Source organism: Pseudomonas sp. IT-196MI5, from assembly GCF_949767415.1.
In the GTDB taxonomy this organism is placed as follows: Bacteria; Pseudomonadota; Gammaproteobacteria; order Pseudomonadales; family Pseudomonadaceae; genus Aquipseudomonas.
In genome coordinates, this window is record NZ_CATKPZ010000011.1 from 1 (window position 1) to 15521 (window position 15521).

The window sequence follows — 15521 nt, forward strand, 5'->3', positions numbered from 1 at the left end:
CACGACGCCAGCAATTTTGGCGGCCATGCCCGGCAGTTGCGCGCATCGCCTCGCCACCAGCCCACCCATGGAATGCGTCACCAGAATCACCTGCTGGCAATTGCGACCGTACTGGTGCATCAGCTCATCGATGCGCTTGGCCAGCCTGGACGCGGCCTGTTCGTTGGAGTCCAGCCAGTTGTAACCACAGGCATGCACCGGCATGCGGTAGCCGCCACGCGCTATCAGCTCGTCCGAAAGTATCGACGGCAACTGGCTGGCAAGGTTGGCGCCCAATCCCGGCATGGCGATGGGGATTTCAGGTTTTAACCGGGTGATGTGCGTAGGCCCAGGCTCGACGGCGACGGTGTGCAAATGCTCCGGCCGGATGTCGAATTGCGGCCATTGGTGGGGCAGGAATTGGCTGTTCAGGGTGTCTTCCAGCCAAAGCAGAAAAGCGTGATAACTGGTTTCGCTGACTTCGCCCCAGCCACGTTCTTCGTAGCGTTTGGTCAGGGCCGAGAGGGTCTTTTTTCTGTCCAATCCTGGCAGAGCGATCACCGAGCCAGCGGGGCGTTTAGGTACTGCGCCTTTGTTATCAACAGCAGTCCTTAGCGGGTGCAGCTTTTTTTGTCTAACACCCGCTGACTTTCTAATCCAGTTTGTAGCCAGCCACATATTCTTACCGAGAAATCCAGCATCCAACCTCCAGACAGGGACGCCCTCAACCTCCAGATTTTCAGTCTTACTCTTCAAATTCGACCCCATGATCCCCGGCACGAAAATCACCGGCAGCACCCCATCCGGCGGCAATATGCAGTGCACCGGGTCGGTGATATGGCTGGGCGTCAGGGTCCAGGTATGCACAGGGTTACCCCGGGCGTTGTAGGTCATCGGGGCGACGCGCGGTGTCGACGGGTTATCAGTCATCAAAGGTCTCCTTGCTCGAGCCATTCCAGTACAAGCCCTTCCAGCGTCATGCCCTGTTGCAGGGTGACGAAGCCATCACCATCGGTACGGCCTTCGAAACGTGCGCCGTCTTTACGCACCAGGGCGTAGGCACGGTTGCGGATGGGTTGACCGTCCGGGAAAAAGGTTTGGAAGCGCTCGTTGAACGAGGTGGTGGGCCAGCTATTGAATTGCACGGAGGCATGGCTTGGGTCGAGGAAGCGCTTGTTCGCAGCCTTCACCGTGAAATTGCCGGGCATGCCCAACTCGATATTGCCGCCCTGCATCTTGATATAAGCCCCACCGCACAACAGGGTGATGTGCTTGTCTGCCGCCACCAGCACATGTTGCTGGCTGGCGATGATTTCCACGCTCTGGTCGGCCTGCATCTGGATGCTGTTGTGCTGGGCCTGCAACAGCAGTTGCCCGTTATGGGCGATATGGCGCATGTCGCCCCCATGGGCGAACAGGCCGAGCTCATCGCCTGCATTGATCACCACTTTCCTGCCGGCGGTGAGTTGCTGATTTTGTTGCGCCACGCTATCGATGTGCTCGCCTGCAACCATGGCAATACTGCGGGACGTCGCGGCAGCGATGCCGGCAGGCCCACTTAACGCAATGATGGGTTGCGTGCCATTGCCGGAGCCATTGGTCTGATCATTGGCACCATGGCCCAACGCATTCACGGCATCAGTCAGGGACTGTTGCGGCTGCGAATCCTGGGCAATTCCTTGGGCATTTTCGGCAGATGCTCCCAGCTGTTTGGCCAATGTCAGGGCGGCTTGCAACACCTCGATCACCTGCTGGCGTTCCAGTTGACCCGCACCGGCCTTCAGTTGAGCTTCAGCGGTCAGCAATAAACCTTTTGCTGCGCGCAATGCGCCGTGACCATCCGTACGCAACTCAAAACCTTCCCCTCTAGGTTTACCGCCACCATAGTGGCGTGGATGAGTGAGGTAACCCAGATGCAGCGCGCTATGTTCGTGATCACTCATTAGCGCCGCGCTGATTTGCGCAGTGGTGTCGTCAATGCGCAACTCGTTGGCTCGTGTACCCTTGAACTCGCGACTTTTGGTCGTCGCTACGGTGTTGAGCTTAGGCAGTTCATAGGGCGGCAGATTGGTCTCGCGGTAGGTGCGGCCCGTGGCGATAGGCTGGTCAGGGTCGCCATCCAGGAAGCTGATGATCAGTTCCTGATTGACCCGCGGCACGGCCATGGCGCCCCAGGTCGCACCCGCCCAGCCTTGGGCCACACGAATCCAGCACGAACTCTGATCGTTGTTCTTGTCCGAACGGTCCCACGGGAACTGCACCTTGACCCGGCCCCATTCATCGCAATAAATCTCTTCCCCCGGCGGGCCGACCACGGTGGCGATCTGCGGGCCGTCGATGCAGGGTTTGTCACGTAGCGGGGCTTTCCAGTCGGAGGTCCAGCGAATGGCGCTGGCGGTCATTTCGTAAGAGGTGCCGTGGTCGCTGCCGAAGGCTTCCTCCTCCAGGCTACTGTGCTGTTTGCCTGCGTGACTGATGGCGATGGTGCGCCAACGATCATTGAAATCCTCACGCGGGTGCTCGCTGAGGTCGAAGGCCAGCCCCGGTTGCAGGCGCGCATCGTCGCCTGCCAGATGGGCCAGCTTGGCGTCGTTGCGCAGCGCGGCCAGGCGGGTCTTGGTAAAGGGCTTGCCGGCGATGTCGCGCTTGTAGCGGCCGGGATAGTCGTAACGTTCGTAGTCCTGGTGCTGGTTGTTCAGGTCCTGGTCGCCGGTGGCGGTGTGCTGCTGGTTGTAGTACGGATGGGTGAAGGTGTAGTCGCGCTGTACCTGGCGCGCAGTACGGACTTGTTCGGTGTAGTGGAAGCGGTTCAACGCCGGTTCCATGGAGTCGCCGCCAGCCATCGGTTGGTAGAGCACCGGGCAATCGGTGTGGGTGCCAATGGTGCCCAGGCCACCGACGCGGTCGGTGAGGACGAGGGTGTGGCCGTCGGCGCGGTGTTCGAAGGTGTAGAGCAGGCCTTCCTCGGCGGCGAGGCGGGCGATGAAATCGAGGTCGGTTTCACCGGCCTGCACGCAGTATTCGCGGGGTTGGTGCTCGAAGCAGATTTCAGTGCGGATGTCAGTCAGCTTCTGCTCGGCCAGTACGCTGGTGATGATGTCGGGCACGGTCTGGCCCTGGAAAATCCGCCAGTTGGAACGCAGGTCGAAACGCGCCAGGGTCGGTTCGACCACGGCGGTGTAGCGGGTGCGGCGAAAGCCGGTGTCGCCCTGGGTAAACAGGCTGACCAAACCGTGGACGTAGCGCACCGGAGTCTCGCCACGCCAGAGGGTGAACAGCCCCGCCAGATCGAGCACCCGATTGAAGTCGATGGCGGCGTTGTGGCTGACCAGTTCCAGTTCGAGTTTGAACGGCCGGGACAGGCCTTCTTCGAGGGTGAACGAGACCACGTCGAAGGGATCGCCTTTCAGGGGGGCGAAGGTGAAACGCAGGTCGCTTTGGCGGGGCATGACGGCTAGTCCTCAGTTTCATTGATAACGGCTGCCACCTTCATGTACAGCTCCGGCTCCCAGCCCTGCGCTGTGGTTTCGCGCATCAGCCGCGCAACACTGGCGTACAGGTCATCCGCCAGCCATGACAGACCGCGGGATGCGAGCAGATCGGCGGCAATCACCGTGGCGTAGCTGCGCTGGCGCGGGGCGTCATGGGTGGCGTGCAGGTCCTGCAGGCGCAGCAGCACCACTTCCACGCCTTCGGTATTGAGCTGGCTGGCCAGTTCGTCACGCAGGCCGGCGTATTCCTGCACCGGGCTGCTGGTGGTTTGCGCCTGATCGGCGCCGGTGATCCAGGCCTGGGTTTGCGCATCCACGAACGGCGTGCCGTCGCTGAAACACAACTCCAGTAGTGCCGGCAAACGGCAGACAAAACGCTCACAGGTCTGACGAATGGCTGCGGCCACTTCCTCCATCGCCAGGCGCGAGGCGACGTGGGCGGCCAGGTAACTGCCGCGCAGCCAATACGGCGAGGCGCAGACGCTTTTTTCGATACGCAGCAGCAGGTTCGGGTCAATGGCGTTGTGGTTCAGCGCGTCCTGGTAGCCGTCGACGATGTCCTTGGGCACGGCGGTCAATTCGGTGCGACGGTCGCGGGTGATGGGCGGCGCGGTGCGCAAATGCGACCACAGGCCGAAGCGTCGCAATTGGTAGCCGGTAGGGTCGTAAGGGTCTTGCTGGTTGATCTGCTCGGCCATGTTCAACACGGCGCGGCGTTGTTCGCGCTCATTGCTCGGCGCTTGCGGTTTGGGGCTGGAAAAAAAGGCTGAATCCAGAACGCTGCCGGAGGTGGCCGCACGAGTGGGCTCAATGGCGACGACTGGCTCGCTGTATTTATCCAACTGGCGTTGCAACGCATCCAGTGGCGTGGGGTCGAGCTTGGCGCTTTCGGCACAGCGTTGCAGATTGGCCAGGGCCAGTTCCGCCGCGGCTTGATAGGCCGCTTCAAAACTGCTGCGCTCCAGGGTCGGCAACACCTGCGCCAGGTCGCTCAACAGACGCTGTACCTGCTTGCGTTTGTTCAGGTAGCCGGTGGGGCCGGGCTTGGGGTAGGCACTGTCCCAATACAGTTCCACCATGCCGGCCAACAAGCCCAAGGCATCGGCCCAACGTGCCCATTGCCGGGTGCGCAGCCAGACCACATGCAGATGGGCGACGATGCGCCAGTGCTTGCACTGGATCGCCAGGTATTGACGGGAGGCTTCGTCGATATACGGCCAGTCGATATCGCTCTCGCGCAAGCCGCCGAGCTTGACCATTTCCTGGTCGATGGCCTGGTAGGTTTCGTCCTCCACATCGAAATGGCCGGCGGGTTGCTCGGGCTCGATGGGTGTCAGCAACAGCTTGACGGTGTCCGCCGGCACGTCGATTACCAGCGACATACTTGACGCTCCTGCTCGATCAGTTCGCCCAGGCCTTCGGCGTCAAACACCAAGCCGTGCAGCCTGGGATAGTCGCTCTCGAGTCGAAGGCGCTGGCCGCCGCCCATATTGCGCAACAACGAGATGGCCTGCAGACCTCGCCCGGCATCGACCACCAGGCCGGCGTCGTCCAGCACCTGCCATTGATAGGCGTCGGAGACCGGGCGCTCATCCTTGAACAACTGGATACGAATTCTGTTGGGCTTGGCTGGCTCATCCAGCACCAGTTGCAAGCGGGAGATTTTCGATTCGCAACTGATGGCCAGGTAAGGCCGAGGCGGCAACGCGCCCAACGCCGGGGCTGAGATCACCATGCGTTGTTGCTGGTCGTTGTCCGGCTCTGGGAACGACGACAGCAGGAAACGCTGATCCTCGGGTGGACGCTTGGCTTCATTGCGTTGGACCAGATCGACAATCGGCAGTGCCCGGTCAAGCGCGCGTGGTGCCGCTGGTGCGTGATGGATGGGCGTACCAGCGGCCAAATCAAAACACTCCAGGCGCTTCAAGGGGGAGACGATGGAAGGGCAATCTTGTGTCGCCGCCTGCGCGTCCATTACGGCCATAGCCGTCAGGCAGAGCCCCCATTTCCATCCTCGCCATCCGTTGCGCATCAACGCCTCCTGATATGCCTCGCCGAAATCCAAACCGGACAATCTTCTTAAGTTTTCGAACTAACGCTTTTTAACCTGCGAGTTCAACGATTAACTCTAAGAGCATCACCTTAGTTCGACGGATAGGCAATTAAAAGACGAATAACACACCACTAAAACCGAATAGGAAGAGGCATCTATCAGATATTTCCACGGAGCCTGTAGGAATAGTGGAAGTAAGTACAGCTTCCTACACCCATAACCTACGAATCGCGTCCACATCGGACTACATGACAAACCTTGCAATAGCCGGCTCTAATACGCCGACCTTACGAAAAGGATTCTTCCCATGTCGAAAACTCAGGGTTCTGTCGCCCCCAAAGAACGCGTCAACATCAAGTACGTCCCGGCCACGGGCGACCAACAGACTGAAGTTGAGCTACCTCTGAAGTTATTAATCACCGGCGACTTCAAAGGCCACGGCGAACTAACCGCCCTGGAAGACCGGCAATCCGTTCGAATAGATAAAGACACGTTCAATGAAGTACTGACCAAAGCCGAAGTTTCTCTGGTCATGGCGGTTCCGTCTGTTCTCAACAACGACCAAGACACCGACTTGAACGTGCAACTCCAATTCAAAAACATCAATGACTTCGGCCCCGACGCGCTCGCCCGCCAAGTACCGGAGCTGAACAAGTTGCTGGAACTTCGTGAAGCCTTAGTTGCGCTCAAAGGCCCTATGGGCAACGTCCCCGCCTTTCGCAAACACCTGCAGAACATGCTGACCGATGAAGCCGCTCGCCAACGCCTGGCCCGCGAGTTGAACCTGGTGCTCGAAGCGCCAACAAATTGACTTGAACGCCCTTCTCAACGGAGTACTCCCCATGCCTATGGAAAGCGCCGTCGCCCAAGTATTGGTGGCTGACGAACCAACGTCGTTGCTCGACCAACTGCTGGCCAATACCACCATTCGCCCCTCCCAGGAAGGCTACGCAGTCGCCCGCCAAGGCGTGGCTGTGTTCATCAGCGAAATCCTGCAAAGCGGCGACCATCAGCAGCCGGTCAACAAGCACCGGGTTGACCAGATGATTGCCGAAATCGACCGCGCCTTGAGCAAGCAGATGGACGTGATCCTGCATCAGCCGCAGTTCCAGCAACTGGAGTCGGCGTGGCGTGGGCTGAAGCTGCTGGTGGATCGCACGGATTTTCGCGAGAACATCAAGCTGGAAATGCTGCATGTCACCAAAGAAGAGCTGCTGGACGACTTCGACAACGCCGGCGACATCACCCGCAGCGGCCTGTACAAGCACGCCTACACCTCCGGTTACGGCCAGTTCGGTGGCGAGCCGATCGCGGCGATGATTGGCAACTACACCTTCGGCCCGTCGTCCCCGGACATGAAGCTGTTGAGCTACGTCGCCTCCGTGGGCGCCATGGCCCATGCCCCTTTCGTCATGGCGGCCGGTCCTGAGTTCTTCAACCTCAAGAGCTATCAGGACCTGCCGTCGGTCAAGGAAGTCAGCGACATTTTTGAAGGGCCCGGCCATACCAAATGGCGCAGCCTGCGTGAAATGGAAGACTCCAAGTACATCGCCGCAACACTGCCGCGCTTTCTGCTGCGCTCGCCCTACGACGGGCTGGAGAACCCGATTCGCAGCTTCTGCTACAACGAAACCGTCGACGGTAACCACGACAATTACTTGTGGGGCAACACCGCGTTCCTGATGGCCTCGCGCATCACCGACAGCTTCGCCCGCTACCGCTGGTGCCCGAACATCATCGGCCCGCAGTCCGGCGGCGCGGTGGACGATTTGCCGGTGCACCTGTACGAATCCCTCGGCCAATTACAGGCGAAGATTCCTACCGAAGTGCTGATTTCCGATCGCAAGGAATTCGAGCTGGCCGAAGCCGGTTTTATTCCCCTGACCATGCGCAAGGACAGCGACAACGCCGCGTTCTTCTCCGCCAATTCAATACAGAAACCGAAAAACTTCCCCAAGACCCGAGAAGGCCAGGAAGCCCAGACCAACTACAAGCTCGGCACCCAGTTGCCCTACCTGTTTATCGTCAATCGCCTGGCCCACTACATCAAGGTGCTGCAACGCGAGCAGATCGGCAGTTGGAAGGAACGCCAGGACCTGGAACGTGAGTTGAACACCTGGCTCAAACAGTACATCGCCGATCAGGAAAACCCGTCGTCCGATGTGCGCAGCCGTCGCCCCTTGCGCGCCGCGCAAATCGTCGTGCAGGACGTGGCGGGCGATCCAGGCTGGTACCAGGTGTCGTTGGCGGTGCGCCCGCACTTCAAGTACATGGGCGCCAACTTCGAGATCTCCCTGGTCGGTCGGCTGGACACCCAATAGGTGCGCGGCACCAGCCTGTTCGAGCGCCTGGAAGCCGACGCACCGCGCTACCGCCCCGGCAGTGCGGATGAACAAGCGCGCCAGCGTGTCGAGGCGATCAAGCGCCACCTGGAACAGGTGCTCAACTCACGCCAGGGCTGCTCGCAAAGCAGCCCTGGACTGGGCCTGCGCGATTTCAATGGGGCCACCCAGGCCAGCAGTGATTTGGTGGTGGCCATCAGCGCCGATATCCGGCGCTCGGTGGAGGCGTTTGAACCGCGCATCAAGGTCACGGGCGTGCGTTATCAGCCCGACCCGGACCTGCCGCTGGAGCTGAACTTTCGCCTCGATTGCCAGGTGCAGGTCAACCACAAGGAAGAACAGGTGCAGATCGAGGTGGCCATGCATGGCCGCGACGGCTACACCCGGGTGAAATGAGGATGCCATGGACTTGAAACAACGTTTTGCCGAGGAGTTGCGCTACCTGCGCGAGCTCGGCCGCGAGTTTGCCGAGGACAATCCACAGTTGGCGCAGTTTCTCGGCGACGAGGCCGGCGACCCAGACGTGGAGCGACTGCTGGAGGGCTTTGCCTTCCTCACGGCCAAGCTCGGCATGAAGATCGACGACGACTTGCCGGAGCTGACTCATCCGCTGTTGCAGATGCTCTGGCCCAACTACCTGCGGCCCTTGCCCAGCGCAACCATCATCCGCTTCGAGCCACGGCCCAATGCGATCAGTCAACGCAAGGTGATTCCCAAAGGGACGCGGCTGTTTGCCAAACCCGTGGACGGCATCTCCTGCGAGTTTCGCACCTGCACCGACGTCAACCTGTACCCGTTGGCTTTGGCGCACGTCAGCGATGCCCACAGCCGCGAAGCCTCGACACTGCGCATCGACCTCAATGTGTTGACCCCACAACCGCTCGACAGCCTCGAGTGCGACCAGTTGGATTTTCACCTCGGCGGCGACAATGCCACCGCACTGACCCTGTACCTGTGGCTAGCCCATTACCTCAAAAGCGTCACGCTGTACGTCAACAACGCCCCTTATCGTCTGAACCCCAGCGAGTTGGGCTTCCCCGGTTTCACCGCCGAAGAAGCACTGCTGCCCTACCCGCGCAACGTGTTCGATGGCTACCGGATCCTGCAGGAATACTTTGTGTTCCCCCAGCGGTTCCACTTTTTCAGCCTGACCCGACTAGCCAAGGTCTGGCCGGCCGTCAGCACTGGACAGATTCGCTTCGAATTTCAGTTTTCCCGGCCGATGCCGGTCAATACGCATTTGCGCACATCAGACCTTCACCTGTTCTGTGCGCCGGCGGTCAATCTGTTCCGCCACGATGCCGAGCCCATCGCGCTGGACGGACGCAGCCAGGAACGGCGTATCAGCCCCAGTGGCAACCGCCACGATGCCTTTGAGATTTTCAGTGTCGACCAGGTGGCCGGCTGGGACGCCGCCGACAAGGAGCGCAAGGGCGATCCGTTACGGCGCTTTACTCCGTTCGAGTCGTTCCAGCATGAGATCGAACATGCGCGGGGCCGCACGGCACTGTACTTCCGCACGCATATCGAGCAATCCCATGGGCGTGAGGGTTTGCGTCATCGCATCGCTTTCGTGCGCGGCGATGAAAGCCTGTACATCGGCGAACGTGAAGCAGCCTCGATTGAGCTGACCTGCACCAACCGAGACCTGCCGCAGTTGCTGGGGGTGGGTGATGTGTCGCTGTCCACCGAAGCCACACCGTCGTTTGCCACCTATACCAATCTGATTGCGCCGACCCGTTCCTACCGGCCGGTGCTGGATGCCAGCCTTCACTGGACGCTGATTTCCAACCTGTCGCTGAACTACCTGTCGTTGCTGTCGGCCGAGCCGCTCAAGGCGGTGATCCGCGCCTATGACTTCGCCGCTTTGCACGACCTGCAACAGGCCCGCGCCACGCGCAAACGCCTCAACGGTATCCAGGATGCCGTGACCACCCCCATCGACTGGCTGATGAAAGGCCTGCCCGTGCGCGGCGTGCAGACCCGTTTGCAATTGGACCAGAACGCCTTCCTCTGCGAGGGCGAGCTGTACCTGTTCGCTAGCGTGCTTTCGCACTTCTTCGCCCTCTACGCCAGCATCAACTCCTTCCACCGTTTGGAAGTGATCAATACCACCAACAACGAGTGCTATGAATGGCCACTGTTGACCGGCAGACAACCCGTGATCTAGCCGACCGGCTGCTGGCTGACGCGCGGAACTATTCGTTTCACCGTTTGCTGGAGCATTTGCACGCCTTGCATGGCGATGACCTGGAAGCGCGGCCCCTGAGTGCGGCGGCGCGCCGTCGCGTGCGCCTGCAAAGCCATGCAGGGCTGGGCTTTCCGGCCTCCGACGTGGTGTTGGCTGGCCGCGTAGAGGATGGGGGCGACGAAGTGCGCTACCGCTTGCAGACCAGCTTCTTTGGCCTGCACGGTACCGACTCGCCTCTGCCCGGTTACTACCTGGACCGCCTGGCTTACGAACAATCTCAAGAGCGCGGCATTCGTCCGGCGTTCATGGACTTTTTCAACCATCGCTTGCTGACCCTGCTGCACACCAGTTGGCGCAAGTACCGCTACTACATTCGCTTCCAGGCCGAGGCGAACGACCGTTTTTCGCGTTACGTATTCTCCATGGTCGGGCTGAACGACAACGACCTTCGCGGTACGACGTCGCTGCCGTGGGGCCGCCTGCTGAGCTTTGCCGGCTTGATCGCCAACCGCAGCCGCTCCCCCTCGGTGGTGTCCGGCATCGTCGCGCATTGCTTCGACCTGGACGGCGTACATTTCCGTGAGTTCGAGGCTCGCTCAGTGAGTTTTCCGCAACGCCAGCGCCTGGCGTTGGGCAAGGCCAACGGCACCCTGGGCAGTAACTTTGTGGTGGGTGATCGCAGCAAGACCCGCGCCAGCAAGTTCACCTTGGTGATTCCTGAATTGACTCAAGCGCGCTTTCGTCAGTTCTTGCCCAGCGGCGATCAGTTCGGGCGATTGCGCCAGTTGATGGATTTTCTGCTGCGCGATGCCACCGCCTACGACCTGGAACTGGGGCTGCGCGAAGAAGACGTACCGCCGTTCAACCTGCAACGCACCGGCGGCAGCCACCTGGGTTGGACCAGTTTCATCGAGCATCAGCAACATCGTAATCCCGCCGTGGTGCGGATTCGGGGGCGCGCATGAAGCTGAACCTGGTTATCAGCAATCCTGCACAGTTGCTGCACGGCTATCTGCCCGGTCATCAATTTGGCCCACAGGGCGGAAGCATCGGCAGTGCCGCGGTGGACTGGCGCCTGGAAGATCGCCACAACAGCGTGCGGCCCAACCACTGCGACATCCGCGTCATCGAAGGGCGGTTCTGCGTGATCGACCGCAGTGGTAGAACCTACGTCAACGGTCACGATCTGCCGCTTGAGCGTCATATTGCGATCAGCCTCAACGACGGTGATCGGTTGCAGATTGGTGCGTATCAGGTCGCGGTGCAATTGGGCGAGCACGCCCCAGGGCAGCGTTCGCTGGATGAGCTGCTCGGCGACCACCCTGAGGGCATGCACGTGTGGCACCAGGAAGACCTGCCGAGTAGGCCACTGGCTGATAGGCGACCTGCCACTTGCCCGGAATTCGAGCGCCTTTGCCGGCTCGTGGATTTGGCCGAGCAAGGCGACCCGCTGCGAGCGATGAATGAAGCGCCGCCACCAAAGCCGCTGGCTGATATTTACGCGACCGCACCCCAGCGCACCGTTTGCCTGTTCAGCAACCTGCGTCTGGCCACCTTGTTGCTCGCCTGCCTGACCCTGGGCGGCTGCACCATGCTCGGCAAGGTCGGCCAAGTGATCTGGACCCCATCGATTTCGGTCGGCGGCCCCGACAATCAGCCCAGCCGCTACTCCCTGAGCCTGTACGCCAGCGACGACGTCAACCCGCGCCTGATCAGCACCGGCACGGCACCGGGCGAGGACGCGAGCCGTTCGCCTTACACCCTCAACGTGCAGGCCACCAGCCCGCAGGCCCTGACGGATAAAGTACAAACGCTGCTCAGCCACCTTTACGAAAGCGTGCCGGCCCAGTCGCCACTGAGTTTGGAGCCAGCGCCCGTCGTGCCGATGTCGCCCATCGAAGACGCGCTGCTGGGTGACTACGACGCTCAGGGGGTCAGCCTGACCACCCCGTGGGGCAACCCGGCCATGCAGCACGTCGCCACGCCGATCGCTTTCAAGGTGTTGCAACTGACCGACGACTCGCTGCTGGTCAACGCCAGCCCTCAGGCCTTGGCCGACGACCTGAAAAAGACCCTGGGCAGCACCTATATCCGCGCCGACGACTACCTGCTCAACCCAGGCCAATTCAAATTCATCGACCTGCGCGCGCTTGATGAAGACACCCGTTTCATCGCGGTGATCGCCAACTACCACAGCAGCGATATCGGACAGTGGAAACAGCGCCTGCGCGTCGAGCCCAGAGGCCGGCAGTACGCGGTGCTGGTGCAGTTGAACGCCGCCCAGGTCAGCCTCAAAGGAGAAACCCGATGACGCCCTTTTCAGCCGCTTTTGCCCCGAGTAATTACCGATGAGCTCACGCAACCCCGTCATCTGGCATGAAGGTTTGTTCGTCAAACCCCAGCACTTCCAGCAACAGGCCCGAGCCGCCGAGGCCGCCGTGCATCAGCGCCTGCACAGCCTCAACGACGCGCTCTATGGCTTCAGCGAGCTGACGCTGAACAGCGAGTACCTGAGCTTCGGCAAGGTTGCCATTACCCAGGCGCGCGGGGTCATGCCCGACGGCAGTGTCTTCGATATTCCCCACGACCTGGCGCCGCCCTCCCCGCTGGAAATCGCCGACAGCAGCGCAGTCAACCAGATTGTCTATCTGGCCCTGCCGCTGCGCTCCAACGGCGCTCTCGAAGTGCGCTGGCCCGACCAGTACGGCAACAGCCGCTACATCGCCCGCCGTGAAGAAATCCGCGATACCCACAGCGATGACGGCGATCAGGTCGGCATGAACCTGGCCGTGCCCAACCTGCAACTGATGCTCGAACGCAGCGACCGCAGTGCCTTCACCGGCATCGCCTTGGGCAGGATCAAAGACAAGCGCCCGGACGGCAGCCTGGTAATGGACGAGCATTTCTATCCCACCAGCCTGTCCCTGCAAGCGGTGCCGGCGCTGCACCGCTACCTCGGTGAGGTGGCCGGGCTGATGCGCGAGCGCGCCAAAAACCTGGCCCAGCGTATCGGTTCACCGGGGCAGTCGGGGGTGGCAGATGTCACCGACTTCAACCTGCTGCAAACCCTCAACCGCTTGTTCCCGCTGTTCCAACACCTGGCTCGCCAGCGCCAAGTCCACCCGGAACGGCTGTACATCGCCCTGGCCCAGGCCTGCGGCGAACTGGTGACTTTTACCGATGAAGGCCACCTGCCCCAGGAATACCCGGCCTACCAGCACGACAACCTGCGCGAGTGGTTCCAGATTCTGGAGCACACCTTGCGCCGCGCCTTGGGCACGGTGCTGCAACCGCGTGCGGTGTCGTTGCCGATTGTCGAGCAGCGGTACGGCGTGCGCAGCGCCGCATTGAACGACAAACGCCTGCTGGACAACGCTGAATTCATCCTCGCCGTGCGCGCCGAACTGCCCGCGGAAACCCTGCGTCAGCAACTGCCCAAGCAGATCAAGATCACCTCCACCGAAGGCCTGGAGCAACTGGTCAGCCTGCAACTGCCGGGTATTCCACTGCGGCCGCTGCCGGTGGCGCCGCGGCACCTGCCGTTCCATGCCGGTTTCAGCTACTTCGAACTCGACCGCCATCACCCCGCCTGGCAAAGCCTGAGCAGTGGCAGCGGGTTTGGTTTCCATATTGCCGGTGAATTCCCGAAGCTGGAATTGCAGTTCTGGGCGATCAGGAGTGAAAAAGATGATTAAAACGACACCCGACTCATGGCGTCACGAGGAGATCTCCGGCGCCATCGACTTTGACGGCGAAACGATCACTGCCAGCGGCCAAACACACTTGGCCGACCCTGAATTCGACATGCGCGGCCTGGCCTGGAACCCGCTGTGCGATGCCGCCACGCCGCTGATCGGCCTGGTCATTCGTCTACGCCGCCTGGACCAGCACGATGACGTACCTGCGCTGTACCTGAGCGTCAGCAACCAGATCACCACGATCATGGAAGAAGTCAGCCAGCTCGACTACGACGCCGGCATGCTCAAGGCCTACTCCTACAGCCTGTGCCTGTTGCTCGACGAAGTGGTCATGAGCACTTCCTGGGGCAAGTCTTCCACATGGAGCGCACGCTCGCTGCTAAGCAAGTTTCATCAAGAAACCTGGGGCGGCGAAAAATTCTTCACCGTGATGAACAACATGATCCCCGAAGCGGCCAGGTACCAGCATGTGCTGGAGTTCATGTACCAGTGCCTGATCTCCGGTCTCAAAGGCAAATACGGCGCCCATATCAAGGGCGATGACGAAATACAGAAGATCATCACCCAACTGCACGGCCTGTTGCGCCCCTTGCGCGGCGAGACACCCAAGCGCCTGACCGACCCGCTGAAAAACGTCGCCCCGCGCAACTACCGGATCAAACGCGCCTGGCCGTTGTGGACGCCGTGGGCCATGGCCGCCGTCGTGCTGACGGTCGCCTACACGATCTACTCGATCCGCCTGAACGCCATCACCCAGCAAGTGCTGGAGTCCCTGGAGCGGGTGCTGCACCTGTAACCGATTTTCAGCGCGCTCATCCCGAGCGCCTGCAAAGCCATGGCCGTGTCGGCCATAACCTGCGGCCCCCAGGGGCCGTTCACTTGATCGCGACAAGGAGCTTGTCATGCCAACACCCGCGTACATCAGCATCCACGGCAAAACCCAGGGCCACATCACCAAGGGCGCGTTCACTGCTGACTCGGTGGGCAACGTTTATGTGGAAGGCCACGAAGACGAAATCCTCGCCCAGGAAGTCGACCACCAAATCGCCGCGCCCACCGACCCACAAAGCGGCCAGCCCGCGGGCCAGCGCGTGCATAAACCACTGACCTTCACCAGCGCACTGAACAAAGCCTCACCGATGCTCTATCAAGCCCTGGCCACCGGCGAAATGCTGCCGACCGTCGAGGTCAGGTGGTTCCGCACCTCGGGCGACGGCAAGCAGGAGCACTTCTTCACCACCAAGCTGGAAGACGCCACCGTCGTCGGGATCCACACCGTACTGCCCCACGCCCAGGACAGCGAAAACAAAAACTACACCCAACTGATCAAGACCAGCCTGTCTTATCGCAAGGTCAGCTGGACCCATGTGGTGTCCGGCACCGAAGCCTCGGATGACTGGCGTAAACCGGCAGAAGCCGGCTAAGCGCGGGCCCCGTTCCGTCGCTGCGGTGCGTGCAGCGGCGGAGCCTTCACTGACTCAATACTTATCAGGAGGCTCTATGCCAGCCGTCGTTCTGGTCGGACACGACCATGATTGCCCTTTGTGTGGCCCCACCACCGTCGACAGCGGTACGCGCAACGTGACCGTAAACGGCCGCGCCGTCGCCCGTGTCGGCGACACCCTCGGATGCGGCGCCGTCATCACCAGCGGCTCGCCCTCGATGACCGTCAACGGACAGCCAGTAGCCCGTGTCGGCGATACCACCGATCACGATGGAAAATTGGAAAACGGTGATAGCAGCTGGTTGATCGACTGACATTCACAC

The 15521-nt window shown here is 61.0% G+C and carries 14 protein-coding genes; 10 read left to right on the forward strand and 4 right to left on the reverse strand.

From position 1 onward, the window contains the following. The 4 genes from ACM6IK_RS07515 to vasI all read right to left on the reverse strand — a co-directional run. On the reverse strand, positions 1-873 hold an 873-nt coding region (locus tag ACM6IK_RS07515; RefSeq protein WP_414873810.1), incomplete at its 3' end, for an esterase/lipase family protein. A 35-nt stretch (positions 874-908) separates the two neighbouring features. Beyond that, entirely contained in the window at positions 909-3428 is a 2520-nt protein-coding gene (locus ACM6IK_RS07520) for a type VI secretion system Vgr family protein (protein ID WP_414873811.1), read from the reverse strand. Positions 3429-3433: 5 nt separating this feature from the next. Continuing rightward, positions 3434-4852: a type VI secretion system protein TssA gene (gene tssA / locus ACM6IK_RS07525; RefSeq protein WP_414873812.1), complete on the reverse strand. Its 1419-nt coding sequence runs from the start codon at positions 4850-4852 to the stop codon at positions 3434-3436. Continuing rightward, a complete protein-coding gene (vasI, locus tag ACM6IK_RS07530) occupies positions 4840-5502 on the reverse strand; it encodes a type VI secretion system-associated protein VasI (protein ID WP_223530715.1) in 663 nt (220 codons plus the stop codon). Before vasI ends, tssA begins: the two co-directional genes overlap by 13 nt. Positions 5503-5830: 328 nt before the next feature. On the opposite strand from vasI, the gene tssB reads away from it, so the two are divergent. The 10 genes from tssB (at position 5831) to ACM6IK_RS07580 (ending at position 15512) form a co-directional block, all read left to right on the forward strand. After that, positions 5831-6334, forward strand: a complete 504-nt coding sequence (tssB, locus tag ACM6IK_RS07535; RefSeq protein ID WP_414873813.1) for a type VI secretion system contractile sheath small subunit — start codon at positions 5831-5833, stop codon at positions 6332-6334. 37 nt (positions 6335-6371) lie between these two features. After that, positions 6372-7844 carry a type VI secretion system contractile sheath large subunit gene (gene tssC, locus ACM6IK_RS07540; protein ID WP_414874303.1) on the forward strand — a complete coding sequence of 491 codons (1473 nt, stop codon included), beginning with the start codon at positions 6372-6374 and terminating at the stop codon, positions 7842-7844. After that, entirely contained in the window at positions 7845-8261 is a 417-nt protein-coding gene (gene tssE / locus ACM6IK_RS07545; protein ID WP_414873814.1) for a type VI secretion system baseplate subunit TssE, read from the forward strand. A gap of 7 nt (positions 8262-8268) precedes the next feature. Then, positions 8269-10035 (forward strand): type VI secretion system baseplate subunit TssF, encoded by a 1767-nt coding sequence (gene tssF, locus ACM6IK_RS07550; protein WP_414873815.1) that lies wholly within the window; start codon positions 8269-8271, stop codon positions 10033-10035. Continuing rightward, a complete protein-coding gene (tssG, locus tag ACM6IK_RS07555) occupies positions 9999-11021 on the forward strand; it encodes a type VI secretion system baseplate subunit TssG (RefSeq protein ID WP_414873816.1) in 1023 nt (340 codons plus the stop codon). The genes tssF and tssG overlap by 37 nt, the downstream gene beginning before the upstream one ends. Further along, entirely contained in the window at positions 11018-12367 is a 1350-nt protein-coding gene (gene tssJ, locus ACM6IK_RS07560) for a type VI secretion system lipoprotein TssJ (protein ID WP_414873817.1), read from the forward strand. Before tssG ends, tssJ begins: the two co-directional genes overlap by 4 nt. A 37-nt stretch (positions 12368-12404) precedes the next feature. Continuing rightward, positions 12405-13751 (forward strand): type VI secretion system baseplate subunit TssK, encoded by a 1347-nt coding sequence (gene tssK, locus ACM6IK_RS07565; protein ID WP_414873818.1) that lies wholly within the window; start codon positions 12405-12407, stop codon positions 13749-13751. Then, complete coding sequence (gene icmH, locus ACM6IK_RS07570) at positions 13744-14550, forward strand: type IVB secretion system protein IcmH/DotU (protein ID WP_414873819.1); 807 nt, start codon at positions 13744-13746, stop codon at positions 14548-14550. The genes tssK and icmH overlap by 8 nt, the downstream gene beginning before the upstream one ends. A 106-nt stretch (positions 14551-14656) precedes the next feature. Then, positions 14657-15178 (forward strand): Hcp family type VI secretion system effector, encoded by a 522-nt coding sequence (locus tag ACM6IK_RS07575; RefSeq protein ID WP_414873820.1) that lies wholly within the window; start codon positions 14657-14659, stop codon positions 15176-15178. 76 nt (positions 15179-15254) lie between these two features. After that, the gene (locus ACM6IK_RS07580; protein WP_108216844.1) at positions 15255-15512 is read left to right on the forward strand and encodes a PAAR domain-containing protein; all 258 of its coding nucleotides are present in this window, start codon (positions 15255-15257) and stop codon (positions 15510-15512) included. Positions 15513-15521 lie beyond the last annotated feature (9 nt).

Coding starts and splice junctions, on each gene's coding strand:
- ACM6IK_RS07520 (WP_414873811.1), bottom strand. CDS start 3,428: ATGCCCCGCCAAAGCGACCTGCGTTTCACCTTCGCCCCCCTGAAAGGC.
- tssA (WP_414873812.1), bottom strand. CDS start 4,852: ATGTCGCTGGTAATCGACGTGCCGGCGGACACCGTCAAGCTGTTGCTG.
- vasI (WP_223530715.1), bottom strand. CDS start 5,502: ATGCGCAACGGATGGCGAGGATGGAAATGGGGGCTCTGCCTGACGGCT.
- tssB (WP_414873813.1), top strand. CDS start 5,831: ATGTCGAAAACTCAGGGTTCTGTCGCCCCCAAAGAACGCGTCAACATC.
- tssC (WP_414874303.1), top strand. CDS start 6,372: ATGGAAAGCGCCGTCGCCCAAGTATTGGTGGCTGACGAACCAACGTCG.
- tssF (WP_414873815.1), top strand. CDS start 8,269: ATGGACTTGAAACAACGTTTTGCCGAGGAGTTGCGCTACCTGCGCGAG.
- tssG (WP_414873816.1), top strand. CDS start 9,999: ATGGCCACTGTTGACCGGCAGACAACCCGTGATCTAGCCGACCGGCTG.
- tssJ (WP_414873817.1), top strand. CDS start 11,018: ATGAAGCTGAACCTGGTTATCAGCAATCCTGCACAGTTGCTGCACGGC.
- tssK (WP_414873818.1), top strand. CDS start 12,405: ATGAGCTCACGCAACCCCGTCATCTGGCATGAAGGTTTGTTCGTCAAA.
- icmH (WP_414873819.1), top strand. CDS start 13,744: ATGATTAAAACGACACCCGACTCATGGCGTCACGAGGAGATCTCCGGC.
- ACM6IK_RS07575 (WP_414873820.1), top strand. CDS start 14,657: ATGCCAACACCCGCGTACATCAGCATCCACGGCAAAACCCAGGGCCAC.
- ACM6IK_RS07580 (WP_108216844.1), top strand. CDS start 15,255: ATGCCAGCCGTCGTTCTGGTCGGACACGACCATGATTGCCCTTTGTGT.